The organism is Phyllobacterium ifriqiyense, from assembly GCF_030817885.1.
Taxonomy (GTDB): Bacteria; Pseudomonadota; Alphaproteobacteria; order Rhizobiales; family Rhizobiaceae; genus Phyllobacterium; species Phyllobacterium ifriqiyense.
Genome location: NZ_JAUSZT010000001.1, coordinates 150,406 through 177,066 on the forward strand (window position 1 = coordinate 150,406; position 26,661 = coordinate 177,066).

The following is a 26,661-nucleotide window of genomic DNA, read 5'->3' on the forward strand; positions in this document are numbered from 1 at the left end:
ACGTGACTGTTACCAATACTGCCAGCATCCCCCGTCTTATCGCGGCCGAAATCAATGCGCGTCCTGATCAGGTAAATGCCGCGATAGAGCTGCTGGACGGCGGAGCTACGGTTCCTTTCATTGCACGCTATCGTAAGGAAGTGACCGGCGGACTTGACGATACACAGTTGCGTACCCTCGACGAGCGGTTGATCTACCTGCGCGAACTGGAAGCGCGTCGTGACACGATCATCAACGAAATCCAAAGTCAGGGAAAGCTTACACCGGAGCTGGAAGGCAAGATCACCGCAGCGATCACCAAAGCCGAACTGGAAGATATCTATCTGCCATATAAGCCCAAGCGGCGAACAAAGGCAGAGATTGCCCGCGAGAGAGGTCTTGGGCCTTTGGCGGAAGCCATCATATCTGATCGACGGACAATTCCGCTGGAAATCGCGAAGAACTTCCTCACCTCGGACGTTGCTGATGTTAAAGCCGCTCTTGATGGCGCACGCGATATTCTTGTCGAGAAGTTTTCCGAAAATGCCGACCTTATCGGTCGCTTGCGCAATTACATGAAAGATAGAGCAGTACTGCGTGCGAAGGTTGTGGACGGCAAGCAAGAGGCTGGCGCAAAGTTTTCTGACTACTTCAATCATTTCGAACGTTGGGCAACCACGCCCAGCCATCGCGCACTTGCCATGTTGCGCGGTCGCAATGAAGAGGTGCTTTCCCTCGATATCGAGATTGATGCCGATGATACGTCAGCAATCAAGCCCGTGGAGCGGATGATTGCCGAAGCCTATTCGATTTCAGGAAATGGTGCAGCAGACACATGGCTGATGGATGTCGTGCGCTGGACATGGCGCATCAGGCTTTCTCTCAACCTCTCCGTCGATCTGATGACGGCCTTGCGCGAGCGTTCCGAAGAAGAAGCAATTCGCGTATTTGCCCGAAACCTCAAGGATCTGCTGCTGGCAGCGCCGGCAGGGTCGCGGGCAACAATGGGTCTCGACCCTGGCATTCGCACGGGCGTAAAGGTTGCAGTCATTGATGGCACGGGGAAGCTTCTCGATACGACGACCGTCTACCCGTTTCCGCCGCGCAATGATGTGAGAGGCACGCAAGCCGAACTGGCGAGACTGGTCACGAAGCACAAGGTCGAACTCATCGCCATTGGCAATGGAACAGGCAGTCGCGAAACCGAAAAACTCGTCGCCGATATGCTCGGTGACATGCCTGCACCAAAGCCGTTGAAGGTCATTGTCAGCGAGGCTGGCGCTTCCGTTTATTCAGCCTCCGCCACCGCCGCTGCCGAGTTTCCCACGCTGGACGTTTCGTTACGCGGCGCCGTATCCATCGCCCGGCGCCTGCAAGATCCACTCGCCGAACTGGTCAAGATCGAGCCGAAATCCATTGGTGTTGGACAGTATCAACACGATGTTGACCAATATCGCCTCGCGCGGTCGCTCGAAGGCGTCGTCGAAGATGCCGTCAATGCTGTCGGTGTCGATCTCAATACTGCATCAGCATCATTGCTGGCGCGTATTTCCGGTTTGGGCGCGTCGCTCGCGGAAGCTATTATCGCTCACCGCGATCAAACCGGTCCGTTTAAAACCCGCCGCGAACTTCTAAAAGTTGCGCGGCTCGGACCCCGGGCTTTTGAGCAATGCGCCGGATTTTTGCGTATCAGCGACGGCAGCGAGCCGCTTGATGCATCTGCCGTTCATCCGGAAGCTTATGGAGTAGCAAAGAAAATCGTCAGCGCCTGCGGGAGGGATGTGCGCTCATTGATGAATGACAGTACCGCTTTGAAAGCGCTTGATCCGCGGGTCTTCGTTGATGAGCGCTTTGGTCTGCCCACCATTCGCGATATTATTGCTGAGCTGGAAAAACCCGGTCGCGATCCCCGACCGGAGTTCAAGACGGCTGCTTTTGCTGATGGCATTGACAACATCAAAGACTTGAAGCCCGGCATGTTGCTCGAAGGGACAGTGACCAACGTCGCCGCATTCGGCGCTTTTGTCGATATTGGCGTCCATCAGGACGGCCTCGTGCACCTTTCCCAATTGGCCGATAGGTTTGTCAAGGATGCCCACGAGATCGTCAAAGCGGGGGATGTGGTCAAAGTCCGCGTTGTCGATGTCGATCCCAAACGCAATCGCATCAGCCTGACGATGCGCAAAGATGGCGGCGGCAATGAAGGTCCCAGAAAGCCACATTCATCGGACAATGCTTCTCAGCTCCGCAAACCATCGCCCAAGCCGCAAATCCCTGCATCGCAGGGCGCTTTCGGTGCGGCATTGGCAGATGCTATGCGCAAAAAATAATTATCCCGGCTCCTGCTCCCTTTCCTTCGGCATTATGGATTGAAGCAATGTGTCGCGCGCGGACTTCAAATGGGCGCGGCACGCTTTGTTGACCCTGGACTGGTCTCGGGAGCGAAGAGCATCAATATAATCTAAATGTTCTTCAAGAGCGCGGGTGTTGCGCTGCTGCGCGTGCAATTTGTTCCACTGATAATGGTAGTGGAAAACAATCGCGATAATATCGTAGAAATCATCCACAAAGCGGTTGTGAGAAGCCGAATGGATCAACCTGTGAAAACGCTCATCGAGTTCGGAAAATTCGGTATACCGGCTATCAATTTCGCTTAGAAGCGTTCGGTGCTCAAGTTCCAGATCATCAAGTTTTCCTCGCGCCGGATGATCATCTGGCAGCTTGGTAAATGCAACTGCCGACCTGAGCTCGAACACTTCACGAACTTCAAATAGTTCCAGCGCAAAGGCCCGCGTAAAGCCTTTCAATATCCAATGGCTGTTCTTGCGTTTTTCGATCAGCCCAAATCGACTGAAGCGTATGAGAAACTCGCGAACGCTCGATGTGCCTACCCCAATGTCACGTGCAAGCTCGAGTTCATTAATTTGCATGCCCGGCTGCGCGCCACCGGCAAGAATCCTTTTCATGAAACTACGTTCGATAATTTCGGAAAGGGAATCCGTTTGATCCTCGGGGAAGTAATCTTTGGGCCTGGGTTTACGCAGCACGGCCTTGCCCGGCTTTTCCATTTCAACCAGGCCGGACTCCGCCAGCTTTTTAAGGATAGCCCGCACGGTTGTTCGACTTATGCCCAGTTTTGCGCCAAGCTCGGATTCGGATGGCACAGTTTCCACATCGCGCAACAGATGAAGACATCTATTGTAGCCTTCCTTGAAAACCGTATTCTGTTTTGACATCCCGCCCCTCCCCGCTTGCCAAAACAAGCGTTCCCTAAATTATTTAGGCACAAGAACGATTGACTGCAAAGGTTTTTTGTCGATAAAAGACAATATAGACTTTGCGTGTCTGGGAGGAACGCTTGGAAATTCGTACAATAGGTGCAACGCCGCTGGCCTTAACCCAATTTGGATTTGGGGGCGCGGCGATAGGTGGCTTGTATAGAGAATGCCCCCGCGACGATGCCATTGCAGCACTGCAAACGGCATGGGATGCGGGTATGCGCTACTTCGATACCGCACCATTTTACGGCTTTGGTCTTTCGGAGCGCCGCACGGGTGATTTCCTGCGCTCGAAACCACGCGAAAGCTATGTGCTTTCAACGAAAGTTGGACGTTTGCTCAGGCCAGTGCCCGACAACCAAATCCCGGACCATTCCTACGTAAATCCCCTGCCCTTCGCCGTCGACTATGATTATAGCTATGACGGTATCATGCGGTCTTTCGAGTTCAGCTTTGCCCGTCTTGGGCTGAACCGCATAGATATTCTCTATGTGCATGACATCGGCGCATATACCCACGGTCCTGAAAAGAATGCGGTCTATCAGAAGCAACTTCTGGATGGCGGCATGAGGGCATTGCAAGAGCTGAAATCGTCAGGCGCAATTTCCGCTTACGGCCTTGGGGTAAATGAGGTTGAGGTGTGCATGGATGTGATCGCACAAAGCGATATAGACTGCATCCTTTTGGCCGGACGCTACTCGCTTCTGGATCGTTCGGCGGAACGTGGATTGCTGGAAGAATGCCGCAAGAAGAAGATTTCCCTGGTCATTGGGGGCGTGTTCAATTCCGGCATATTGGCAACAGGGCCGGTGCCGGGAGCCAATTTTGATTATGGGCCAGCGTCGGAAGATATTTTGAGTCGTGTCCGGTCCATGGAGGCCGTTGCCAAATCTCATTCCATCCCGCTCGCTGCTGCCGCGATGCAATTTCCTCTGCGTGAGACTGTCGTTGCGAATGTTCTTATCGGAACCGCCAAAGCTGCTAGTCTGACCAGAAACATGGATCTTTTGAATGTGACGATACCCGAAGCATTTTTTGCTGAAGTGGAACAGTTCACAATCAAGTAGAATGGCTACAAAGCGGGGTTGAGTGCGCCACAGCCCTAACGACAATTAAACAAGAAAGGCGCTTGGAGAGGAACCTGAAATGATACTTTTTGGAAAAAGCATAAATCGTAGAACCGTGCTTGGCGTAACCAGCGTTGCGATCATGGCGGGCATGATGGGTGTAGCACCTGTGCGGGCGCAGGACGTCACCATTCCTATCATCGTTAAAGACACGACGTCCTTTTATTGGCAGATCGTTCTGGCCGGAGCACGCAAAGCTGGCAAAGATCTCGGCGTTAAAGTTCCAGAACTCGGAGCGCAGGCTGAGTCGGATATTAATGGCCAGATATCCATTTTGGAGAATGCAGTTTCCGGCTCACCGGCAGCAATTGTGATTTCGCCAACAGAGTTTAAAGCACTTGGCAAGCCGATTGACGAGGCAGCAAAATCGGTAAAGATCATCGGGATCGACTCTGCTGCGGACTCCAAGGCTTTCACATCGTTCCTGACGACTGACAATGTTGAAGGTGGCCGTGTCGCTGCAGATGGTCTGGCTGCTGCAATCACTGAAAAATACGGCAAGGCAGAAGGCGATGTTGCAATCATCACCGCGCTTCCCGGCGTTGGTTCGCTGGATCAACGGGCCAAGGGCTTTAAAGAGCAATTGGCGGCAAAATATCCAGGGCTCAAGCTGGTAGCAGATAAGGTTGCAGATGGTCAGGCAACAACAGGCCTGAATATCACAACCGACTTGATCACCGCCAATCCTGAACTACGTGGAATTTTTGCATCCAACCTGATCATGGGTCAGGGCGCAGGCCAGGCGATTGCCGAAAACAAGGCCCAGGACAAGATCAAGGTCATCGCCTTTGACAGTGACGAAAAGCTGGTGAAATTCCTCAGCGATGGCGTGCTTTACGCTCTGGTAGTCCAGGATCCATTTCGCATGGGTTATGACGGCGTAAAAACTGCGCTCGCTGCTTCAAAGGGCGAGAAAGTCGAAGCCAATGTCGACACGGGTGCCAATCTGATCACCAAGGCGAACATGAGCGAGCCACGCGCGCAGGAGCTGCTGAATCCGAAGCTTGATTAATCGGAATTCTGCTCTCCAATCGAAGAGGCTGCCATGGAAACTCAGAACTTTGCATCACAGTCCGGCAACGGAACACATGCAACCGCTGCGATCATGGCGGCCGATTCACCTATCCTTGAACTTAAAGGGCTGGAAAAGCAGTATTTTGGTACCCATGCCCTGAAACCGACCGACCTAGCTTTTAAGGCCGGTGAAATACATGCCATTGTTGGCGAAAATGGCGCAGGCAAATCAACCCTCATAAAGCTTTTAACCGGCGTCATTCCGCGCACGGGCGGCGATGTTTACTGGCGCGGCGAACCCGTGGCATTGGGCACGCCTATCGAAGCTATCAAGCATGGCATTAATGCCGTGCACCAGGAAGTTGTTCTTTGTCCGCATCTCAGCGTTGCCGCCAATATTTTTCTGGGTGAAGAACATCTGCGTTTCGGGTTGCTTAGACATCGAAACATGGTGCGGGACGCACAGAAGATTCTTGACGATCTCGGCTTTGACCTTCCCGCACATGCCACGCTCAGTGATTTGACAATCGGTCAGCAGCAATTGATTGCAACGGCACGTGCGGCGACAAGGGGCGCGCGTTTTCTCATATTTGATGAGCCTACTGCCTATCTGACACGAAAAGAGGGTATGCAGCTTTTTGCCCTCATCCGGCGCATGCAGGCAAATGGCGTAACCATTGTTTATATCAGCCACCGGATGGAAGAAGTCTTTGAACTTGCCGACCGGGTGTCGGTATTACGGGACGGAACCTTGGTAGGTACGCGAGACATCGCCGACACCAATGAAAACGAACTGATTGCCATGATGATCAATCGCTCCATCGAGCAGATTTATCACAAGGATAGTTTCGAGTTCGGCAAATCCATCCTGGAAACCCGAAATCTCTCCGGCAAAGGCTTCGAAAATATATCGCTGACTGTTCGGGAAGGCGAAATTGTCGGTCTCTATGGATTGATCGGCGCGGGGCGCAGCGAGTTTGTCACCACTGTCTTTGGTCGGCATCCAAAGTCCTCCGGCTCAATTTTGTGGAAAGGCGAGGAGGTCGATATTCGCCGCGAGAAGGATGCGATCAAGCTCGGCATCGCGCTCGCCCCGGAAAGCCGCAGGGATCAGGGGCTTTGCCTGTCACTTCCTGTAAGCCTGAATCTCAACCTGCCGGTTTATCCGAAACTTAGCCGTGGCGGAATTATATCAAAGAGCAAGGAGTCAGCCCAGGCGGATCGCCAAATCGCCGACCTGCGCATCAAGACATCGACACGCAGTGCAAGTGCTGCAAGCCTTTCAGGCGGCAATCAGCAAAAGATCGTCATTGGCAAATGGCTTAATCACGGTGCAAAGCTCTTCATCTTTGACGAACCCACGGTCGGTGTCGATGTCGGCACCAAGGCTGAGATTTATCGCCTTTTCTCGGCGTTGCTATCGCAAGGAGCCGGGATCATCCTGATTTCTTCATATTTGCCGGAAGTCTATGAACTGGCTGATAAACTTCATGTTTTCCGGCGCGGCGAGATGGTTGCATCCCATCAATTCAAATCCGCCAGCCATGAAGATATTCTAACAAAAGCGCTTGGTTCGGCCCCGGCCAACCCAATTTTATCCGGAGAGTCCTGATCATGAGTGTTGATACCAAGGAACCAGTTATTTCACCCAAGAAGCGGTACAACATCCTCTTCGGGCTGACATTACTCGCTCTCCTGCTTGTTCTATGGCTCATCCTCGGCCTGTCAACCACGACCTTCTGGACGACAAACAACATTGCCAATTTGCTGCGCCAAGGCGCCATGATTGCGATCCTCGCAGTGGGTCAGACCTTTGTCATCATCACCGGCGGGATAGATCTATCTGTTGGCGCAATCGCGGGCTTTGCCAGCACAATTGTGGCATTGCTTCTGGCCAATGGATTTCCAATCTGGGCAGCCGTGCTCATTACCCTTGGCATTGGTCTTGGCATCGGGCTCTTCCATGGTTTCGGTATTGTAAAGATGGGATTGCCACCCTTCATCATCACTCTGGCAACACTCACATCGCTTCGCGGAATCGGTCTTTTGATTACCAATGGTGCAACCATTTCCATCAATAATGACGAGTTCACAAACTTCTCGCGAAATGATTTTCTGGGAGTTCCAAACCTGTTTTGGATGGTTATCCTCGTGGGTATCCCTGCCTATATTCTGCTTCAGCACACGCGTTGGGGCAGATATCTCTTTTCAGTTGGGTCAAACGCCGAAGCTTCCCGTCTCTCCGGCGTAAACGTCAATCGCACCATCTACCTCGCTTATACTCTGTCAGCCGTTTGCGCTTCCTTCGTCGGCATTCTGCTTGCTACGCGCATCGGAGTTGGCAACCCTACGCAGGCGGAAGGCTGGGAGCTGCAAGCCATTGCCTCATCCGTCATCGGCGGCACGAGTCTTTTTGGAGCTGTAGGATCTGTTCAAGGTCCATTGCTTGGAGCCTTCATCCTTGCCACCATTAACAACGGCGCCAATCTCCTCAACGTCAATTCGTTCTGGCAACGGGTTATCACAGGCGTGCTGATCATAGTGATCGTCTATTTTGACCAGTTGCGCCGCCGGAGGAAATAAGTCGCTCTCTGCCACATTCCCATGCTCAAATGGAAAAACGGAAGCAGCAGGAGACGCTTATGCCCTACGAGCTATATTATTGGGACGGGTTACAAGGACGAGGTGAATTTATACGGCTCGCGCTGGAGGACGCGGGAGCCGATTATATCGACATCGCGCGCGAGGATGGTCCCGAGCGGGGCATTGACGCGATGATGAAGGTGCTCAAAAGCAAGAGTGAACGCCACCTGCCCTTTGCGCCACCTTTTCTGAAAGATGGCGACATGATTATATCGCATGTCGCGAATATCCTGTTTTATCTCGGGCCTAAACTCAACCTCGCCCCCAGCGATGAAAACCAGCGTATATTCGCAAATGGATTGCAGTTAACCATAACGGACTTTGTCGCGGAGGTGCATGATACGCACCATCCCATCGCCACAACGCAATATTATGAAGATCAGAAAGAGGCAGCCAAACTGCGCTCCAAAGACTTTATCGAACATCGCATGCCCAAATTCCTGGATTACTTCGAGCGGGTTCTGCACCGGAATCCTGATGGCAAGGCTCACACGATCGGCAAATCACTGAGCTATGTCGATATTTCCCTGTTCCAGATTTTCGAGGGACTTCGTTATGCTTTCCCCAGAGCCACGGCAAATCTGGCCAAAGATTATCCGGCTTTACAGGCTTTGCATGACACGGTCGGCAATCGGCCCAATATCAAGGCTTATCTCCGTTCGGAACGTCGCCTCGACTTCAATACATCCGGCATTTTCAGACATTACCCGGAGCTCGATCAGAGCGCATAAGGGCGCTATATTTATAATTGCCTTCCAATTTACGCTGGACTTGATCCGCTGAAGAGGCTCCACTGACTTCACTCAAATCATAGGAGGAAGTCATGGATACTCGTTTCATGAAGGCAGGAGTCTTTGTCACAGCGCTCGGGCTGGCTCTTGCACCTGTGACGCAGATTTATGCCGCATCGCCGGATCCTGTTGCAGCAGAACATGGAATGGTGGTCACAGCTCAGCACCTTGCATCCGAAGTCGGTGTCGAAGTCCTCAAGAGCGGCGGAAACGCTGTCGATGCCGCAGTCGCAGTCGGGTATGCTCTGGCTGTGGTTTATCCAACCGCCGGTAATATTGGCGGCGGTGGCTTTATGACGATCCGTCTGAAGGATGGGAAGACCACTTTCCTCGACTTCCGTGAACGGGCTCCGCTTGCAGCAACCAAGACCATGTATCTCGACGATCAGGGCAACATCGTCAAAGGTCGAAGCACAAATGGCTATCTGGCTGTGGGCGTGCCCGGATCTGTCGCCGGCTTTGAAATGGCCCGGGAGAAATATGGTACGAAATCGCGCGAGGAACTTATCGGGCCAGCTATACGCTTTGCTCGCGATGGCTTTGTGCTCGACCAAGGTGACATCGCATCGCTACAAAATGGCACCAAGAAACTATCCACCGATCCGGCCGCGGCTGCAATATTCCTGAAGGCGGACGCGAAGCCTTATGCGATCGGCGAAACATTGGTTCAAGCTGATTTAGCCGCAACGCTTGCAGCGATTTCCGATAAAGGCTCCGATGCATTCTACAAAGGTCCCATTGCAGATGCCATTGTCAAAGCGAGCGGGGCCGGTGGCGGCGTTTTGGCCAAGGCTGATTTTGAACAGTACAAGGTTCGCGAGCTTGAACCTGTGAAATGCAATTATCGCGGTTATGATATTGTCTCTTCGCCGCCGCCGAGTTCAGGTGGTGTCATCATCTGCGAGATACTGAATATCCTTGAAAACTACCCTCTTGGTTATCTGGGTTACGGTTCCGCCGAAACGGTTCATGCCATGATAGAAGCAATGCGCTACGCCTATGTGGATCGCAACGCATCGCTTGGTGACCCTGATTTTGTCGATAATCCCGTCTCCAAACTGTTGGATAAAAAATACGCCAAAGATATCCGTGACAAGATCAGCCCCTATAAAGCCGGCGTGTCGAAAGAGCTGACACCAAAGGGATTCGGCGAAAGCACAGAGACGACGCATTATTCGATTGTCGATGATGAGGGCAACGCCGTTGCCGTGACTTATACCCTGAACGGTTCATTCGGCGCAGGTGTTGTTGCTGCTGGCACTGGCATATTGCTTAACAATGAAATGGACGATTTCACCTCTAAGCCCGGCGTTCCAAATCTTTACGGGTTGGTGCAGGGCGAAGCCAATGCGATTCAACCGAAGAAGACGCCTCTTTCTTCAATGAGTCCGACAATCATCTCCAAGGATGGCAAGCCCTTTATGGTCATTGGCAGTCCCGGCGGCGCGCGCATTATCACTATTACGCTCGAAGCGATCATCAATGTGATTGATCACGGGATGGACATACAAGAGGCAATAGATGCACCGCGCATTCATCACCAGTGGCTGCCTGATCGTGTCTATATGGAACCCTACGCGCTTTCCGGCGATACGATGAAAATTCTGACGGAAATGGGTCATAATGTCGGAATCGATCAGGACTGGACCATTTGGGGACAGGCTGCAGGCATTCTTGTCGGCGGCAAGAGCCTTGGTGAAATTACCAAGGGCGGTGGCGCCCGATATAATGGGGCCATGGACAGCCGTTCCGGTTCGGGTTCAGCGCGCGGCTACTAGAGCCCAAATCCAGCCAACCTTCCCCGCAGCTCGCGGATGGTTTGGGCATCGGCATTGGCGAAGGCAAACCGCAGAAATGGGGTTTGCCTTTCGCCAAAATACTCTCCTGGAATGGCGAGGATTCCAGCACGTTTTGCCAATTGTTCTGCCACCATCTCTGACGCCATGCCATCGAATGGGTGCCTGACAAATGCGAAATAGGCGCCTATCGATTCCAGTGCCCATCCGTCCAGCTCGGCCATCACGTCGCGAAGAGCTTTTGCCCGCACTTCAATTTCCAGACGGTTTCCTGCGCGCCATTCCGTCAATGCAGGCAAGGCGCGAGCGAGAGCAGCTTGTGGGGCTCGGGGCGGACATATCTGTAAATTATCCATGATTTTGGCAATTTGCTCGACCACTGCCCCACCTGCCACTATTGCGCCCAGCCTATGTCCGGGGATGCAAAAGGATTTGGAAAAACTGTAGAGCTCGATCAGATTTTCCTGCCAATCTGCTGTAGCAAACAAGCCATGCGGGGCACCGGCGCCATCTGGCAAAAAATCCCGATAGGTCTCGTCAAGAATGAGCCAAATGCCAGCGTCCCTGCAAAAATCAAAGATCACCTGCAGCCTGTCGGCAGGATAAATCGCTCCCGTCGGATTGTTCGGCGTTACAAGAGCAAGTGCACGAACATCCGGCGTCATCGCCATCTGGATGGCGTCGATAGTGGGAACAAAACCCTCCGACGCAGTGCAATTCACTTTGCCTGTTTTGATGCCAAGCATCGCCAAAGTCGTCTCGTGATTGAAATAAAATGGATCGGTCACAAGAATGGTATGGCCTGCAGAAGCGGCAACCATGGAAGCACAGACAAAGGCCTGATTGCAGCCCGACGTGATATGAATATTGTCGGCACTGATTTTTGCGTCATAGATCTCGGACACATGAGCGGCATAGGCCTCGCGTAATATTGTTTCGCCCTCGATGGGACCGTAATTGGTGTAAGCCAATGAGGATGCGGCTTCGCCAAGCCATTGCAGCATCTTCTCATGCGCCGGATAGCCCGGGACAGCTTGCGATAAATCAATCAGCGAACCCTGGCTGCCATCATAGGACTTTCCCCAGGCTTGAACTGCCGGTATCGGCGGCGGCGATAGGCGGGTTACAAGGGTATTGAGCATTGCAGCAGTCATCATTCGTTCCTGTATCGCTTCTTCCACGTCCAGCAAGGTCTTAATAGCCAATCGGATTGAAGTCATCTGTGACCATTTCGCATGACCTGTTCACAGAATGATGATTGATTTCCCTGCCACTTTAGGGTGTGCTGACCATTCTGCAACGACATGAACATTTCGGGAAGCCAGCATTATGCCATCGTGGGATGAAAACAAACTGAGCGAGTTGCGCGCCAAATATGGCGAGAGCCATGGCGGTGAGTTGTTTGATGAACGATTCCGGAAAGTAGCTGACAAAATATTTTCCAAGAGCGGCACTCGCCTTGCACCCTATGCGGGTATACCGACATTTCTCACGGCACCTTACATGCCGGTTGACGCCGTTAATCCTGACTTTGGCAATCTCCAGGTAGCCATTGTCGGCGTGCCGATGGACCTTGGCGTAACCAATCGTCCTGGTTCGCGTTTCGGCCCGCGTGCTGTTCGCACGATCGAGCGTATTGGCCCATATAATCACGTTCTGGAATGCGCACCGGTGTTTGACCTTCGCGTCGCCGATATTGGCGATGTGCCATTTGCCAGCCGTTACAGGTTGGAGCAAAGCCATGATGATATTGAACGGCGCTTCAACCAGATTGTTGATGCCGGTGTCCTGCCGCTGGCTGTCGGCGGCGATCATTCGATCAGCCACCCTATCCTGAAAGCCGTCGGCAAGAATGGCCCTGTCGGGATGATCCATATCGATGCGCATTGTGATACGGGTGGCGCGTTCGACCAGACCAAATTCCATCATGGTGGTCCATTCCGCAATGCGGTTCTGGATGGAGTTCTTGACCCGACAAGGACGATCCAGATCGGCATTCGTGGCTCTGCCGAGTATTTGTGGGAGTTTTCCTATGAGTCCGGCATGACCGTCATTCATGCGGAAGAAGTCACCGGACTGGGCATCCCGGCAATCATCGAAAAAGCCAGATCCATAATCGGCGATGGCCCGACCTATCTGTCATTCGATATTGATAGTCTTGATCCAAGTTTTGCGCCGGGCACCGGGACGCCGGAAGTTGGTGGTTTGACGACGCGGGAAGTGCTCGAACTCATTCGAGGGTTTAAAGGCATTAATCTCGTGGGAGGCGATGTGGTTGAGGTCGCTCCGCAATATGACGCTACCACCAACACTGCACATGCGGGCGCACAAGTGCTGTTCGAAATCCTAAGTCTGATGGTTTTCAGTCCATTTGTGCAAAAGCAAAACAAGTAAGAGACAATGATGAGTGAAACTATTGAAACCGACGTCCTTGTCATCGGCGCAGGCATTGCTGGCGCTGGTGTCGCGGCCGCCTTGGCTGACACGCACAGTGTTGTTGTCGTAGAGCGCGAAGGTCAGGCCGGATATCATTCTACCGGACGGTCGGCGGCAATCTTCATTCCAAATTATGGCAATGAAGTCATTCGTGGGCTAAACCGAGCCAGTGCACCGATGTTTCACCATCGAGACACGGGCCTTTTTCCCGAACCATTGCTGACAGCGCGGGGATCATTGACGGTCGCCGATGAAGATGGCGTTGCGACATGCGAAGAATTTGTCCGAGACGGCATTGGCGTAGAAGCTATTTCTGTCGACAAAGCGCTTTCTCTGGTACCCATCCTCAGTCGCGACTACGTCAAAGCCGCCGCTTATCAAGAGGATGCACAAGATATCGACGTCAACGCTCTTCATCAGGGCTGGTTGCGCAAGGCATCGGCGCTGGGCGTCCGACTTTTTACCAATACCGAAGTCACCAGCGCCAATCGCGTTGCCGGTGGCTGGATTGTCAATGCATCCGACAAGGTTTTCAGCGCCCGGATCATTATCAACGCCGCTGGTGCCTGGGCAGATCTGACAGCCGCAATATTTGGCGCCAAGCCTCTTGGGCTAACGCCGCTGCGCCGCTCGATTGCAGTTCTACCAGCGCCCGATGGTCACGACACCCGCAATTGGCCGCTTGTCGATGATGTCAACGAAGCCTGGTATCTGAAGCCCGATGGCGGACGCATGTTTGTCTCGCCCGCCGACGAAATTCCCGTCGAGCCGCATGATGCCTATGTTGACGATATGATCCTCGCCGAAGGTCTCTATCGCTTCGAGCAGGCTGTCACCGTTCCAGTCAATCGGGTCGAGCGTAGCTGGGCAGGCCTACGCACCTTTGCGCCGGACAGGACTCCTGTCGCGGGTTTTGATGATACGGTGGATGACTTCTTTTGGCTTGCAGGACAAGGCGGTTACGGTATCCAGACTTCGCCAGCCTTGTCGGCGCTTGCAGCAGCTTTGATCCGGGGACGCGCTCCCGACGCCAATGTGGAACCCCTGCTTTCACGCCTGTCGCCGGCTCGTTTTACGAGCCATCCATAAGCGGCTGACCGGCAAAATCGGCGGCTTGGCTTTCGAGTTCAGATTTAATGAAATTGCTCAACACTCTGATGCGCGGCGTACCTACAATATCCTCATGACAAATGAGCCAATAGTCGCGATTGAGGTGCAATTCCTTGGGAAGGACCGGAACGAGTTCGGGATAGTTGCAAGCAATGTAATAAGGCAAAATACACAAGCCAAAACCGGTGCGCGCCGCGCTAAGCTGGGCGAAAATGCTGGAGCTTTGATAGGATGCACGCAAACCCGGAAGTATCTCGCGCATATAATCGAGACCGGGCGTAAATATCATGTCCTCAATATAACCGATAAATCGGTGTTCTGAGAGATCCGCCTGTCGTTTGATTGTTGCGTGCCGCGCCAGGTAGTCTGCCGAACCGTAAACGAACAACCGATATGGCATCAGCTTTTCTTGATGATAGCGTCCTGTCCGGCTGGCGTTGAGCGTTATTGATAGGTCCGCTTCACGCCGCGACAAGGATACGATCTGCTGAATTGTCACCATTTCCACGGATAGCCCCGGGTATGATTGTGTCATCAGCGGCAAACGGTCTGCCAGAAAGAAATTGGCGAACCCCTCAAGGATGCTCAGCCGGACCACACCGCTAAGTGATACAGTTCCTCCCGATGCTTCATTCTGAAAACGCTCTGCTTCGCGCTCCATGACCTCCGCAGATTCAATCAGTTTTTCCCCAAGCGCGGTAACAATATAGCCGCGCGGATTTCGCTCAAACAGGCGGGCCGACAGCGCCTCTTCCAATCGCTCGATCCGGCGCGAAACGGTCACGTGATTTGTCCGCAGACGCCGCGCTGCTGTGGTCAATTGGCCGGTGCGGGCGACAGCCAGAAAATACTGGAGATCATCCCATGTGAACTGTCGCATTTGTGTGCAAAGCCTTCATGTACATTTTTGTACGGAATATGTGCAAAATTAGATGTTTGTGTACTTATTTGTCAATGCTAGACTTTTTTTAACAACATGGTTGCCGGTCGGGAGAAACGGCGCAATCATGGGAAGAAGAATGTTCAGCAAGAATGGGCTGGATCGAGGGAGGGAACTACCAAGCGAAGGCGAGCTAATCGCTGGTTCGCGATCAGCACATGACAATTATATCCAGTTCACCAATGGCGATCATCATTTGATGCCCAGCCAGACAATTAATCTTTGGGAGGAGAGAAGAATGAAGCTTTTAACCGTCGTAACCGCTGCTTTGATGGCAGCTACAGTGATTCCGGCAGCCAGCGCCGAAATTTCCGATGGCAAGGTCAAGATCGGCATTTTGAATGATCAGTCCGGCGTCTATGCGGATTTCGGCGGCAAATGGTCGTTTGAAGCTGCGAAGATGGCGGCTGAAGATTTTGGTGGCAAGGTTCTTGATGCACCAATTGAGATCATTTCAGCGGATCACCAGAACAAAGCCGATATTGCTTCTAACATTGCCCGCCAGTGGTACGATACAGAGCAGGTCGATTCCATTATGGAATTGACAACCTCCTCGGTGGCTCTCGCCGTTCAGGGCATCTCCAAAGAGAAAAAGAAGATCGATCTGGTTACCGGTGCTGCAACTGCAGAACTGACGGGCAAGCAATGCTCACCTTACGGCTTCCATTGGGCTTATGATACGCACGCGCTGGCCGTTGGCACTGGCGGCGCACTCGTGGGCGCTGGCGGTGATAGCTGGTTCTTCCTGACAGCTGACTATGCATTCGGCTATTCGCTGGAAGAACAGACGAGCAAATATGTTACCTCCAAGGGCGGCAAGGTCGTGGGTTCGGTCCGCCATCCTTTGGCAACCAGTGATTATTCCTCATTCCTTCTCCAGGCGCAGTCCTCGGGCGCAAAAGTCATCGGCCTCGCAAATGCCGGTCTTGATACTGCCAATGCCATCAAGCAAGCTGCTGAATTCGGCATTGTTGCAGGCGGCCAGCGCCTCGCAGCCCTACTGTTTACACTGGCGGAAGTTCACGGTCTCGGCCTCGAAGCGGCGCAGGGCCTGACCCTGACCGAAAGCTTCTATTGGGACCGCGATGATGAATCGCGTGCTTTCGGCAAGAAGTTCTTCGACCGCACCGGCCGCATGCCCAATATGATTCACGCCGCCACCTATTCCGGCGTAACGCAATATCTCAAGGCCATCCAGAAGGCAGGGACGGACGATACGGAAAAAGTCGCTGCCGCGATGCATGAAATGCCGGTCGATGACGTATTCGGACGGGGCGCGAAGGTCGGCGCGAATGGCCGCCTGATCAGCGATGTGTATTTGATGGAAGTCAAGAAGCCGGACGAAAGCAAGGCACCTTGGGATTATTACAAGGTTCTGGCCACGGTACCAGGCGACGAAGCCTATATCAAACCAGCCGAAAGCGGCTGCAATCTGGTCAAGTAGCAAGCATGACCAGTTCTGCCGCAACTGCGTTCGGGGGAGGACAATCCTCTCCCGGCACACCCGATAATCAGACGTCACGGGTGGTTCTTTCCGCCCGTGGCCTGCGCCGTGATTTCGGTGGATTTATTGCTGTCAACAATGTTGACCTTGATGTCCATCATGCCAAAGTCCATGCCTTGATCGGACCGAACGGAGCTGGCAAAACCACGGTCTTCAATCTTTTGACAAAGTTTTTGCAGCCCTCGAGCGGCACCATCATGCTGCTTGATCATGATATAACGAAAACCGATCCGGCACGTGTGGCGCGCATGGGATTGGTGCGTTCTTTTCAGATATCGGCCGTCTTTCCGCATCTGACCGTATTGGATAATGTTCGTGTCGCATTGCAGCGGCCAGGACATCTATCGACACAATTCTGGCTTCCGATGAGCGCCCTGAACAAATTGAATGAGCGCGCCAACGAACTTATCGATGCGGTTGGTCTGACAGATGCGCGCAACAGGCTTGCGGCAGATCTTTCCTATGGCCGTAAACGAGTTCTTGAAATCGCAACGACACTAGCGCTTGACCCGAAAGTGCTGCTGCTTGATGAGCCAATGGCGGGCATGGGCCATGAGGATGTGCACATCGTTTCCGATATTATTCGTGAGGTCGCCAAGGACCGCGCCATTCTTATGGTTGAGCATAATTTGAAAGTCGTCGCGGATCTTTGCGATCAGGTCACCGTGCTTCAGCGCGGCGAAATACTGACTTCAGGCGATTACAAGACTGTCAGCCAGGATGAGCGCGTGCGCGTTGCCTATATGGGGACCGAGCATGACTGACAAAAAACCTCTTCTCACAGTCCGCAATCTTCATGCCTGGTACGGTGAAGGTCATGCGTTGCATGGCATTGATCTCGATATTCATCAGGGCGAGACCGTAACCCTGCTGGGACGCAACGGCGTTGGCAAAACGACGACCTTGCGTTCAATCATGGGCATCATACGCAAGCGCACGGGTACGATTACTTTCGACGGCAAGGACATGATGCGCGTGCCGCTTCATCGCGCAGCGCATGCCGGTATTGGTTTTGTGCCGGAAGAACGCGGCATCTTCGCAACGCTATCGGTTGACGAGAATTTGAGTCTTCCGCCCGTCGTTGCCAATGGCGGGATGTCGATCGAAGAGATTTACGATCTCTTTCCAAACCTTAAAGAGCGCCGCAACAGCCCCGGCACCAAGCTTTCCGGCGGCGAACAGCAGATGCTGGCAATAGCGCGCATTCTGCGCACCGGTGTAAAACTGATCTTGCTTGACGAACCAACCGAAGGCCTCGCGCCCGTCATCATTCAACGCATAGGCGAGGTGCTCGTTACCTTGAAGCAGAGGGGAATGACAGTTTTGCTCGTTGAGCAGAACTTCCGTTTTGCCAGCAAGGTAGCTGATCGTTTTTACGTTGTTGATCACGGAAAGATCATCGACAATTTTCCGGTTCAGGAATTGCCGGATCGCATGACCATGCTCAACGAAGCATTGGGAGTTTGAAATGACAATGATCTTTGGGGTACCCCTTCAGGCTTTTCTCGGGCAATTGTTGATCGGCCTCATCAACGGCTCCTTCTATGCAATGCTCAGCCTTGGACTAGCGATCATTTTCGGCCTCCTGCGCGTCATCAATTTTGCCCACGGCGCGCAATATATGATCGGCGCATTTGTTGGTTACCTGCTTCTTGCAGAACTCGGCATTGGTTATTGGCCAGCTTTGATACTGGCTCCCATTATTGTCGGGTTCGCTGGTGCATTCATCGAGCGCGTCGCGCTCTCGCGTCTTTATAATCTTGATCACCTCTATGGCTTGCTGTTCACCTTCGGCCTCGCGCTCGTTCTGGAAGGCATGTTCCGCTATTATTATGGCGCAGCAGGTCAGCCCTATGCCGTTCCAAGCGCTCTGACAGGTGGTTATAATCTCGGCTTCATGTTCCTGCCGAAATACCGTGGCTTTGTGGTGCTGGCATCCTTGGTGGTTTGCCTTGGAACGTGGCTGCTCATTGAGAAGACCCGACTGGGCTCACAGCTGCGGGCGGCGACAGAAAATCCAACGCTGGTCCGCGCATTCGGTATCAACGTTCCTTTGCTGCTCACCTTTACCTATGGCCTCGGCGCTGGACTTGCCGGTCTTGCCGGAATATTGGCGGCACCAATCTATCAGGTCAGTCCGCTCATGGGATCAAACCTGATCATCATCGTGTTCGCGGTTGTTGTCGTTGGCGGCATGGGCTCCATATTGGGCGCCATCATAACCGGCTATATGCTCGGCATATTGGAGGGGCTGACAAAGGTCTTCTACCCGGAAGCCTCCAACATCGTCATCTTCGTGATCATGGCAATCGTGCTGCTTGTGCGTCCCGCAGGTCTTTTCGGAAAGGATGCATGACATGACACAATCCGCCCTCACCGCACCAAGACAAAAAAATCTGTCGTTGGAAGTTACGCTGATCGTTGCAGGCATTGCGCTTCTCGTGCTTGCGCCCTTCTTTTTCTATCCAGTTTTCCTGATGAAGGTGCTGTGCTTTGCTCTGTTTGCATGCGCTTTTAATCTCCTTCTTGGCTATACCGGCATTCTTTCGTTCGGCCACGCCGCCTTCTTTGGCGGCGCTGCCTATTTCACTGCCCATTCGGTGAAGGAGTGGGGATTTTCGCCCGAACTGGGTATTCTCGTTGGCGTTGCAGGGGCTGCGTTTCTAGGTTTGATTATCGGCTTTTTCGCCATCAGGCGTCAGGGCATCTATTCCACGATGATCACCCTCGCCCTCTCGCAGATGTTCTTCTTCTTCTGTCTGCAGGCATCATTTACACACGGCGAAGACGGCATTCAGGGCGTGCCGCGCGGCCATCTGTTCGGCTTCATCGATTTGAACCAGTCGCTGAATATGTATTTCTTCGTGCTTGCCGTCTTTTTATTGGGCATGTTCATCATCTGGCGCATCATCAATTCACCATTCGGCATGATCCTCAAATCAGTCCGGGAGAATGAGCCTCGCGCCATCTCGCTTGGTTATTCTGTCGCTCGATATAAATTGGCAGCTTTTGTCATGTCAGCGGCGCTCACGGGGCTGGCAGGCGGCATCAAGGCGATTGTTTTTCAGTTCGCAACACTGACCGATGTCAGCTGGCAAATGTCGGGTGAAGTGGTGCTCATGACCCTGCTTGGTGGGATAGGTACTTTGGTCGGCCCGGTATTTGGTGCTGCCCTCATCTCGGCGCTTGAGAACTATCTGGCAACTTCCGAATTCCCAGTCACCGTAATCACCGGCATCATCTTCATGATATGTGTCCTCGTGTTCCGCCGCGGGATTATCGGTGAGCTGTATGCTTCGCGTTTCGGCAAAAGGCTGGAAGGCAAGTCGGAAAACTGATCATGAGCGACCTCTATGATTACGTCATTGTCGGTGCCGGCACGGCGGGGTGTACCCTTGCAAACCGTCTATCGGAAAACAAAGATGTCTCCGTATTGTTGCTGGAGGCAGGCGGCAGGGATAATTATCACTGGATCCATATTCCCGTGGGCTATCTCTATTGTATCTCAAATCCGCGCACCGACTGGTGCTTTTCAACCGAGGCTGAAGCGGGATTGAACGGGCGTTCCCTCGCCTATCCTCGCGGCAAGGTTCTTGGCGGATGTTCATCCATCAACGGCATGATCTATATGCGCGGTCAGGCCCGTGATTATGACCTTTGGCGGCAGGACGGATGCACCGGATGGGGCTGGGATGATGTGCTTCCCTATTTTAAAAAATCGGAAGATTACTATCTCGGCGCAGATGAATTTCATGGTGCAGGCGGCGAATGGCGCGTGGAAGAAGCGCGGCTTCACTGGGATATTCTGGATGCTTTCAGGGACGCGGCGGAGGCGGCGGGAATACCGCGAACCGACGATTTCAACCGCGGCGACAATGAAGGGTCTTCTTACTTCAAGGTAAATCAGAAACGTGGCATTCGCTGGAATACCTCGAAAGCATTCCTGCGCCCCGCTAAGAACCGCTCCAATCTCACGGTCCAGACCGGTGCGCATGTTCGCAAGCTCATTCTTGATGGTTTGAGCGTCAAAGGCATTGAGTTCGAACAGGCTGGCATGGTGCGCACGGTGCAGTGCCGGCGAGAAGTCATTCTTTCCGCAGGCTCGGTCGGATCGCCGCAAATCCTGGAACTATCCGGCATAGGCCGAGGCGACGTTTTGCAGGCAGCCGGTATTGAGACGGTGTTGGAGCGCCGCAACGTAGGGGAGAATTTGCAGGATCATCTGCAACTGCGCTGTGCTTACAAAGTAACGGGTATTCCGACGCTTAATGAAAAGGCCAACCGGCTGATGGGGAAGGCTTCAATTGCTTTGGAATATCTTGTGCGCCAATCAGGGCCCATGTCGATGGCACCCAGTCAGCTTGGCGTATTCACCCGTTCAGATCCGTCATTCGCCACTGCCAATCTGCAATATCACGTCCAGCCTCTCTCCTTGGAAAAATTCGGCGAAAATGTCCATGCATTCCCAGCCTTTACGGCGAGTGTCTGTAATCTGCGCCCGGACAGCCGGGGAACGATCCATATCAAATCGCCTGATCATCGCGCCCATCCGGCTATACGGCCGAACTACCTGACCACCGAAAGCGACCGGCAAGTCGCCGCTGACTCTATTCGCATCACGCGCAACATAGTCGCGCAAAAACCGCTGCAAAAATTCAAGCCGGAAGAATTCAAACCGGGGCCACAATATCAGACCGATGCCGAATTGTTTGAGGCTGCCGGTGCAATCGGGACCACAATTTTTCACCCGGCAGGAACATGCCGGATGGGGGCTGATACGGACTCCGTTGTGGACCCGCAATTGCGGGTGCGCGGCATTCAAGGTCTTCGCATTGCCGATGCTTCGATCATGCCATCGATAGTTTCCGGCAACACGAACTCGCCGACAATCATGATTGCCGAAAAAGCCGCCGACATGATTATGCGCGGCTGATCAGTTTCGACCGCCTTTGCTTAGCAGCCATATCAAATATGGTCCTGAAATCAGCGATGCGAACAGCCCGAGCGGCAGCTGATAGGGGAATGCCACCATGCGGGCAAGCCAATCCGATAAGACCATGAGACAAGCTCCGATCAGCATGGCTCCGATGAGGCCCGTCAATGGTCTATGCAGCCCGATCAGACGCGCAAGATGCGGTGCAATCAGACCGACAAAACTCAAAGGGCCAACGAAAAGCGATGCAACTGCGGTCAGGCACGCCGATAATATGATCAATATGCCGCGGCTCATCCGAATAGGCAGCCCCGTTTCCAAACCGACAGGCCGCCCCAATGGCAGCATATCAAGCCAGCGCGTGGTGAAAACAAGCGGCAACACCAGAAGGACAAGCGCAACCAACGCCACCCACACTTCTTCCGGCAGGCACTGTGCGGATGAACCGCTAACCCATCCGAGCAGCATGAAAGCCTGCGGGCTTCCCGTGGCAATAATTGCAGTCAATATGGCGCTGCACAAAGCACCCATCGCTATGCCGGAAAGTAAGAGGCGCTCAGGCCCAAAGCCGCTGCGCGCTGACATTGCCAGCATGAAGGCTAAAACGATAATTGAACCCGCCATGGCGCCGGCCAATAGAACAATCTGATTTGGGGCCGAAAGCAACATAAGGGGCACGGCGATCCCGACGCCCGCGCCTGTACCAACGCCCAAAATTTCGGGGCTGGCGAGAGGATTGGCGGTAACACGCTGCATGACCTGCCCTGCGGCGGCAAGCATCGCACCCGATGCTGCAGCTATCACCGTCCGCGGCCAGCGCCACGGCAAAAGATCGGCAAGGAGTTCGCCGCGCGCGATTACCCAGCCTTCCGGGCCGCGCCCCAGCAAAAGTGCGATCCCGGCAGCTAAACCCGTGAGGATGACAAGCACGGCAACCGTCCATGCTGGCCTGCGTGCGCGCGGGGATGGCGCAGGTTTGGCATTGAGCGAAGGCCATTCAAACATGCGCAATCGCGGCAGCAGCCAAAGAAGCAATGGACCTCCAAGCAGTGCTGTCGCAGCACCTGTTGGAATACGCTCGCCGCCGGAGCCTGCCGCGAGTTGCACAAACCCATCCGCCAACCAAAGCAGGATCGCGCCAACCAGCGGGGCGGCCGCCAACATTTGCCCTGGTGAGCGCGCGCCTGTCAGTCGTGCCAGAGCTGGCGCGGCGAGTCCGACAAAGCCGATAATACCAACTTCGGCAGTAACGCTTGTTGCAAGCCAGACGGCAAGTCCAATAACGAGAAAACGCGTACCATGAAGAGCTACACCAAGGTTTTTGGCGCTGGCATCATCCAGACCGAGAATGGATAACGGGCGCAGCAGAACAATGGATGCTGCACACGCAAGCAGAATTTTCCAGATAATTCCCGATACGGGTACCCAACTTTGCTGAGCCAGCGATCCCCCGCCCCAAATGAATAGTGAAAACATGTATTCGCCATTGGCAAGGATAAGTGCCGCACTTGCCGCTGTCGCGGTCAGCGAAACCATCATCCCGGCCAGAACCACGGAAACGGGTTCGAGACCGCGCTGCCATGTCAGCGACAGAATGAGCGCAACGGCGATAAGTCCGCCTGCCAGGGCAACGGCTTCTCGTCCACCTTCCATAAGCGCCGGGAAGTAAAGCATGGCTATCGCCATCGCCAGTTGCGCGCCCGCCGAAATCCCGAGGGTCGAGGGTTCTGCCAAGGGATTGCGCAATACCCTCTGGAGCAAGGCTCCCGAAAAGCCGAGCGCCGCACCACAAAGAATTGCCATTGCGCTACGAGGCAAAATGGAATCCATCAAAATGAGCTTTTGCAATCCTGCAAATTCCGGCGCGACACGTGTGGCGAGGCTAAACTGCGCGGCGATCTGCCCGGCAAAAAGCGATGCGGCAACAATCAGCAATGCACCCCAGAGCAGCAGCCCTCTATTAAGCGCTTTAGGCTCAATCATTGCTGGCACTGCCTGAAAAAAGCGACGAGCCCGCAAACAGTCTCGCGAAACGCCGGGCAGCGGGCAAGCCGCCAAAATGGTTGATCGGGTCAAGCGTTGCCACCCTGCCCGCCTTCACAGCGGGAAGAGCATTCCATAAACCGCTTTGCGGCAGTAGGTTTTCCGCTTCCGGCGGGACAGGCCCCACAATAAGGATCGAAGCTTCCGGCACGCCAGCGAGTGCCTCCATTCCAACGGGTGCGGCGGCGGAATAGCTGCTTTCCTGTCCCCATGCATTGGTAAAACCCAGCCGCCCGGCGACGTCGCCGAACATGCTATCAGCCCCAAACGCCCGAAAATGCCGGGCGTCGCCAATATTGATAATGAAAAGCGGGCGGGTAGCATGATACTTCAAGCGCATCCGCAGGTCCAAGATCAGCGCCGATGTCTCTGCAACATAAGCGGCAGCTTGTTCCCTGCGGCCAAGTTTGTCACCAAGCCCCAATGCAACTTTTTCGGCAAGCCCGTAGGGCGGCGTTCCCGGCTCATAAACTGTCATTGAAAATACAGGCGCAACCTTCTCCAGGCTGGCTCGCCGGTATTCATAAAAATTGGAACTCAGAATAATGTCCGGCGCAGCCATGCGCAGCATTTCGAAGTTGGGCGTGCCACGCAATCCAAGATCAGCGACGCTTTCGGGTACATGCGGCTCGACCGCAATGGATCGAAACTGGAGAAGCTCAGTGGCAGCAACAGGGACGATGCCGATGGCAAGAGCCGTCTCCAGCATCGCCCAATCGACGATGGCGATGCGCTTTTCCTGCCCCCATGCCGACCGGTCAGGCAAAATCGCTGCCATCGATAGAGCAAGTACGGCACGTCGGTTTATGACAATCATCAAAGTACTTTGTCTGAAATCGGATCACCAGGCCATCTGGTGATCCCGCAAGCAATTATAAACGACGCTCACCAGGTCATGTGAGCTTTGAGAAGTGCTTTGCGTCCCTCACCATAGGCACAGACATTTACACCCTGACAGCCTGAAACAAACTCTTTATCGAAAACATTGGTGACATTCAGATCAACGCCCCAATTGTCTTTCTTGTAGCCGATCTTCAGGTCAAGCAGAGTTACGTCCGGAACTTTAAGCGTATTGGCTTTGTCTGCGTAGCTGGAGCCTACATAACGGACACCAGCGCCGAGCGCCAGCCCTGCAAGTTTCCCGGTTGGAACCGTATATTGAGCAAAAACAGAGGCTTGAGTCTCTGGCAGAAGATATGGACGCTTGCCGATAATGCTTTCATCGGCATCGTCCTTCACTTCCAGATCATAAGCGGTGAAAGCTGCTGTTACTTTCCACGCATCATTGATATTTGCCTGGGCTTCGATCTCAAAGCCGCGAGAATTTACCTCGCCTATCTGCGTTTCCTGCCGGAAGCCGCCCGTTACAACATTCTTCTTCGTAAGATCGAATAGCGACGCGGTAATTAGCCCGTCAAACCACTCAGGACGATACTTCACGCCAATTTCATATTGCTGTCCCGTTTCCGGCTTGAAAAATTCGAGATTGCCGGTAACGCCAATCTCAGGACTGAAAAAAGTTGCAATACTGGCATAGGGCGTAAGGCCATTGGCGAAATCATAGGAAATCCCAGCCCGTCCACTCGCCCGACCTTCATTGCCCTTATAGGTTGGAAGCCCGGTAGCTTCTGTGTCTACATAATCATAACGCCCGTTCAACGTAACCAGCCAGCCGTCGCCGAACCGCAACTGATCCTGAGCATAAATCCCGACCTGATGCTGCTTTATCACCTCATCGATATAGGGCTCTCCAAGAGAAGCTTGTGGAGCACCGTGGACCGGATCGCCTGCGCTGATCGGCGTACCGCTACCGCTTATCTGCACCTGATCGATATTAAAGTATTTATACTCAGCGCCGAACAGCAGGGTGTGTTCAATCGCACCCGTATTAACAACCCCTTCCAGCTGATTGTCGATCAGAACATTGTTTACAGTCGTATCGTGTTCGAAATCTATCCGCGACAGATTATCGGTGAGGTCTGGTTGTTCTGCAAAACCAAATGGACCACTTGCATAGCCAAATGCGTAGAGCGAGTGTTCTTTGACACTGCTATGGCCGTAGCGGGTATTTTGACGAAACGTCCAGTCATTGTCGAATTCATGCTCAAACTCGTAGCCGATCGAGGCTTGTTCTCGATCGTATCGATCAATTGACGGTTCCGTGAAATTTGATTTCGGGTCGATCTTTCCAAATTTGGTGGGTACCACGGTGCCGTAATAGGGCAGGAAACCGCCACCATCATGGGTAGCATCAAGGTGGGTATAGTTGGCGCTCAGTGTCAGCTTGGTTGCATCATCCGGCTTCCAGGTAATGCTTGGATTGATGACGCCACGAAATTCTTCGGAAAAATCGGTGTAATTGTCGCCGCCGCCAATCTTACCGTTAATGCGGTAGTCAACCGCGTCTGAAGCCTTATCGCCAATGTCAAAGCCAATATATCCGTTTCCATAGCTGTTAATGCCGGTTTCGACATAGCGGATACGCTCACCATTCGGTCGCTTGCTGATATAATTGACGATACCACCGGGATTGCTCCCGCCATAAAGAACAGACGCAGGGCCCTTCAAAACCTCGATGCGCTCGATCCCAAAGGAGTCGATGAGGAAGCCTCCAAAGCCGTAGCTGAAGTTCTGCAGACCATCGAGATAAGTGCCCTTCGCGGTCGCATCGAAACCGCGAATGTAAATCCAGTTCGTATCATTATCGACACCGAATGGTTGCGCAAATACACCTGCGCTGTAGCGCAATGCCTCATCGATTTTCTGGGCGCCCTGCGCGTCAATCTGGTCTCGTCCAACAATCGAAACTGACTGGGGTATATCTTCAATCGACGTGCTGGTTTTTGAGCCGGTAGCGGTACGCTTTGGCACGAACCCTGTTAGGGGGCCGGTAGCGGAGCCATCCCCACCGCTTTCGATAACGATCTCATTCAAACGGATAGTAGAGTCGGCTGTTTGAGCATTCGCCGCCGACAAGGATAACAAAGCAGCCGAACTGCCCAACAATAATATAAGTGATGATTTGTATGTACTGCGCATGATAAGCCGCTGCAAATGCCCGCCAACG

General features: G+C 53.4%; 21 protein-coding genes. 15 read left to right on the plus strand and 6 right to left on the minus strand.

Going from position 1 to position 26,661, the window contains the following annotated elements:
• Positions 1-2: 2 nt before the first annotated feature.
• Positions 3-2,309 (plus strand): Tex family protein, encoded by a 2,307-nt coding sequence (locus QFZ34_RS00680; protein WP_307275513.1) that lies wholly within the window; start codon positions 3-5, stop codon positions 2,307-2,309.
• Here QFZ34_RS00680 and QFZ34_RS00685 read toward each other — a convergent pair whose 3' ends face one another.
• The gene (locus QFZ34_RS00685) at positions 2,310-3,215 is read right to left on the minus strand and encodes a GntR family transcriptional regulator (protein WP_115053388.1); all 906 of its coding nucleotides are present in this window, start codon (positions 3,213-3,215) and stop codon (positions 2,310-2,312) included.
• Positions 3,216-3,337: 122 nt separating this feature from the next.
• Here QFZ34_RS00685 and QFZ34_RS00690 point away from each other — a divergent pair, with 122 nt between their 5' ends.
• The 6 genes from QFZ34_RS00690 (at position 3,338) to ggt (ending at position 10,610) form a co-directional block, all read left to right on the plus strand.
• Positions 3,338-4,324 carry an aldo/keto reductase gene (locus tag QFZ34_RS00690; RefSeq protein ID WP_307275516.1) on the plus strand — a complete coding sequence of 329 codons (987 nt, stop codon included), beginning with the start codon at positions 3,338-3,340 and terminating at the stop codon, positions 4,322-4,324.
• Positions 4,325-4,466: 142 nt separating this feature from the next.
• Positions 4,467-5,396: an ABC transporter substrate-binding protein gene (locus QFZ34_RS00695; protein ID WP_307275967.1), complete on the plus strand. Its 930-nt coding sequence runs from the start codon at positions 4,467-4,469 to the stop codon at positions 5,394-5,396.
• A gap of 93 nt (positions 5,397-5,489) precedes the next feature.
• Positions 5,490-7,010 carry a sugar ABC transporter ATP-binding protein gene (locus tag QFZ34_RS00700; protein ID WP_307275972.1) on the plus strand — a complete coding sequence of 507 codons (1,521 nt, stop codon included), beginning with the start codon at positions 5,490-5,492 and terminating at the stop codon, positions 7,008-7,010.
• A gap of 2 nt (positions 7,011-7,012) precedes the next feature.
• Positions 7,013-7,981 carry an ABC transporter permease gene (locus tag QFZ34_RS00705; RefSeq protein WP_115053385.1) on the plus strand — a complete coding sequence of 323 codons (969 nt, stop codon included), beginning with the start codon at positions 7,013-7,015 and terminating at the stop codon, positions 7,979-7,981.
• Positions 7,982-8,040: 59 nt separating this feature from the next.
• Positions 8,041-8,772 (plus strand): glutathione S-transferase, encoded by a 732-nt coding sequence (locus QFZ34_RS00710; RefSeq protein WP_307275520.1) that lies wholly within the window; start codon positions 8,041-8,043, stop codon positions 8,770-8,772.
• 107 nt (positions 8,773-8,879) lie between these two features.
• Positions 8,880-10,610: a gamma-glutamyltransferase gene (ggt, locus tag QFZ34_RS00715; protein WP_307275976.1), complete on the plus strand. Its 1,731-nt coding sequence runs from the start codon at positions 8,880-8,882 to the stop codon at positions 10,608-10,610.
• Here the strand turns inward: ggt and QFZ34_RS00720 are convergent.
• A complete protein-coding gene (locus tag QFZ34_RS00720) occupies positions 10,607-11,782 on the minus strand; it encodes an aminotransferase (RefSeq protein WP_307275979.1) in 1,176 nt (391 codons plus the stop codon). The two genes, ggt and QFZ34_RS00720, sit on opposite strands and share 4 nt — an antisense overlap.
• Before the next feature lie 175 nt (positions 11,783-11,957).
• On the opposite strand from QFZ34_RS00720, the gene speB reads away from it, so the two are divergent.
• On the plus strand, positions 11,958-13,022 hold the full coding sequence (gene speB / locus QFZ34_RS00725; RefSeq protein ID WP_307275523.1) for an agmatinase: 1,065 nt from the start codon (positions 11,958-11,960) through the stop codon (positions 13,020-13,022).
• A 9-nt stretch (positions 13,023-13,031) separates the two neighbouring features.
• Positions 13,032-14,153 (plus strand): NAD(P)/FAD-dependent oxidoreductase, encoded by a 1,122-nt coding sequence (locus QFZ34_RS00730; protein WP_307275526.1) that lies wholly within the window; start codon positions 13,032-13,034, stop codon positions 14,151-14,153.
• Here the strand turns inward: QFZ34_RS00730 and QFZ34_RS00735 are convergent.
• Positions 14,137-15,054 carry a LysR family transcriptional regulator gene (locus tag QFZ34_RS00735; RefSeq protein WP_115053382.1) on the minus strand — a complete coding sequence of 306 codons (918 nt, stop codon included), beginning with the start codon at positions 15,052-15,054 and terminating at the stop codon, positions 14,137-14,139. The genes QFZ34_RS00730 and QFZ34_RS00735 overlap by 17 nt on opposite strands.
• Before the next feature lie 298 nt (positions 15,055-15,352).
• On the opposite strand from QFZ34_RS00735, the gene QFZ34_RS00740 reads away from it, so the two are divergent.
• The 6 genes from QFZ34_RS00740 to QFZ34_RS00765 are packed head-to-tail and all read left to right on the plus strand — an operon-like array spanning position 15,353 to position 21,551.
• Entirely contained in the window at positions 15,353-16,558 is a 1,206-nt protein-coding gene (locus QFZ34_RS00740) for an ABC transporter substrate-binding protein (RefSeq protein ID WP_115053809.1), read from the plus strand.
• A 5-nt stretch (positions 16,559-16,563) separates the two neighbouring features.
• Complete coding sequence (locus QFZ34_RS00745) at positions 16,564-17,382, plus strand: ABC transporter ATP-binding protein (RefSeq protein WP_307275531.1); 819 nt, start codon at positions 16,564-16,566, stop codon at positions 17,380-17,382.
• A complete protein-coding gene (locus QFZ34_RS00750; RefSeq protein WP_115053380.1) occupies positions 17,375-18,085 on the plus strand; it encodes an ABC transporter ATP-binding protein in 711 nt (236 codons plus the stop codon). The genes QFZ34_RS00745 and QFZ34_RS00750 overlap by 8 nt, the downstream gene beginning before the upstream one ends.
• Before the next feature lies 1 nt (position 18,086).
• A complete protein-coding gene (locus tag QFZ34_RS00755; protein WP_115053379.1) occupies positions 18,087-18,974 on the plus strand; it encodes a branched-chain amino acid ABC transporter permease in 888 nt (295 codons plus the stop codon).
• A 1-nt stretch (position 18,975) separates the two neighbouring features.
• Complete coding sequence (locus QFZ34_RS00760) at positions 18,976-19,956, plus strand: branched-chain amino acid ABC transporter permease (protein ID WP_115053378.1); 981 nt, start codon at positions 18,976-18,978, stop codon at positions 19,954-19,956.
• A gap of 2 nt (positions 19,957-19,958) precedes the next feature.
• On the plus strand, positions 19,959-21,551 hold the full coding sequence (locus QFZ34_RS00765) for a GMC family oxidoreductase (RefSeq protein WP_307275544.1): 1,593 nt from the start codon (positions 19,959-19,961) through the stop codon (positions 21,549-21,551).
• On the opposite strand, the gene fhuB is transcribed toward QFZ34_RS00765, so the two are convergent.
• The 3 genes from fhuB to QFZ34_RS00780 form a co-directional block, all read right to left on the minus strand.
• On the minus strand, positions 21,552-23,534 hold the full coding sequence (gene fhuB, locus QFZ34_RS00770; protein ID WP_307275546.1) for a Fe(3+)-hydroxamate ABC transporter permease FhuB: 1,983 nt from the start codon (positions 23,532-23,534) through the stop codon (positions 21,552-21,554).
• A complete protein-coding gene (locus tag QFZ34_RS00775; RefSeq protein WP_307275549.1) occupies positions 23,527-24,411 on the minus strand; it encodes an iron-siderophore ABC transporter substrate-binding protein in 885 nt (294 codons plus the stop codon). Before QFZ34_RS00775 ends, fhuB begins: the two co-directional genes overlap by 8 nt.
• Positions 24,412-24,479: 68 nt before the next feature.
• Complete coding sequence (locus QFZ34_RS00780) at positions 24,480-26,633, minus strand: TonB-dependent siderophore receptor (protein WP_307275552.1); 2,154 nt, start codon at positions 26,631-26,633, stop codon at positions 24,480-24,482.
• Positions 26,634-26,661: the final 28 nt, after the last annotated feature.

Coding starts and splice junctions, on each gene's coding strand:
- QFZ34_RS00710 (WP_307275520.1), top strand. CDS start 8,041: ATGCCCTACGAGCTATATTATTGGGACGGGTTACAAGGACGAGGTGAA.
- QFZ34_RS00760 (WP_115053378.1), top strand. CDS start 18,976: ATGACACAATCCGCCCTCACCGCACCAAGACAAAAAAATCTGTCGTTG.
- QFZ34_RS00700 (WP_307275972.1), top strand. CDS start 5,490: ATGGCGGCCGATTCACCTATCCTTGAACTTAAAGGGCTGGAAAAGCAG.
- QFZ34_RS00745 (WP_307275531.1), top strand. CDS start 16,564: ATGACCAGTTCTGCCGCAACTGCGTTCGGGGGAGGACAATCCTCTCCC.
- QFZ34_RS00695 (WP_307275967.1), top strand. CDS start 4,467: ATGGCGGGCATGATGGGTGTAGCACCTGTGCGGGCGCAGGACGTCACC.
- QFZ34_RS00750 (WP_115053380.1), top strand. CDS start 17,375: ATGACTGACAAAAAACCTCTTCTCACAGTCCGCAATCTTCATGCCTGG.
- QFZ34_RS00780 (WP_307275552.1), bottom strand. CDS start 26,633: ATGCGCAGTACATACAAATCATCACTTATATTATTGTTGGGCAGTTCG.
- speB (WP_307275523.1), top strand. CDS start 11,958: ATGCCATCGTGGGATGAAAACAAACTGAGCGAGTTGCGCGCCAAATAT.
- QFZ34_RS00720 (WP_307275979.1), bottom strand. CDS start 11,782: ATGACTGCTGCAATGCTCAATACCCTTGTAACCCGCCTATCGCCGCCG.
- QFZ34_RS00735 (WP_115053382.1), bottom strand. CDS start 15,054: ATGCGACAGTTCACATGGGATGATCTCCAGTATTTTCTGGCTGTCGCC.
- QFZ34_RS00730 (WP_307275526.1), top strand. CDS start 13,032: ATGAGTGAAACTATTGAAACCGACGTCCTTGTCATCGGCGCAGGCATT.
- QFZ34_RS00755 (WP_115053379.1), top strand. CDS start 18,087: ATGACAATGATCTTTGGGGTACCCCTTCAGGCTTTTCTCGGGCAATTG.
- QFZ34_RS00740 (WP_115053809.1), top strand. CDS start 15,353: ATGAAGCTTTTAACCGTCGTAACCGCTGCTTTGATGGCAGCTACAGTG.
- QFZ34_RS00705 (WP_115053385.1), top strand. CDS start 7,013: ATGAGTGTTGATACCAAGGAACCAGTTATTTCACCCAAGAAGCGGTAC.
- QFZ34_RS00765 (WP_307275544.1), top strand. CDS start 19,959: ATGAGCGACCTCTATGATTACGTCATTGTCGGTGCCGGCACGGCGGGG.
- QFZ34_RS00775 (WP_307275549.1), bottom strand. CDS start 24,411: ATGATTGTCATAAACCGACGTGCCGTACTTGCTCTATCGATGGCAGCG.
- ggt (WP_307275976.1), top strand. CDS start 8,880: ATGAAGGCAGGAGTCTTTGTCACAGCGCTCGGGCTGGCTCTTGCACCT.
- QFZ34_RS00685 (WP_115053388.1), bottom strand. CDS start 3,215: ATGTCAAAACAGAATACGGTTTTCAAGGAAGGCTACAATAGATGTCTT.
- fhuB (WP_307275546.1), bottom strand. CDS start 23,534: ATGATTGAGCCTAAAGCGCTTAATAGAGGGCTGCTGCTCTGGGGTGCA.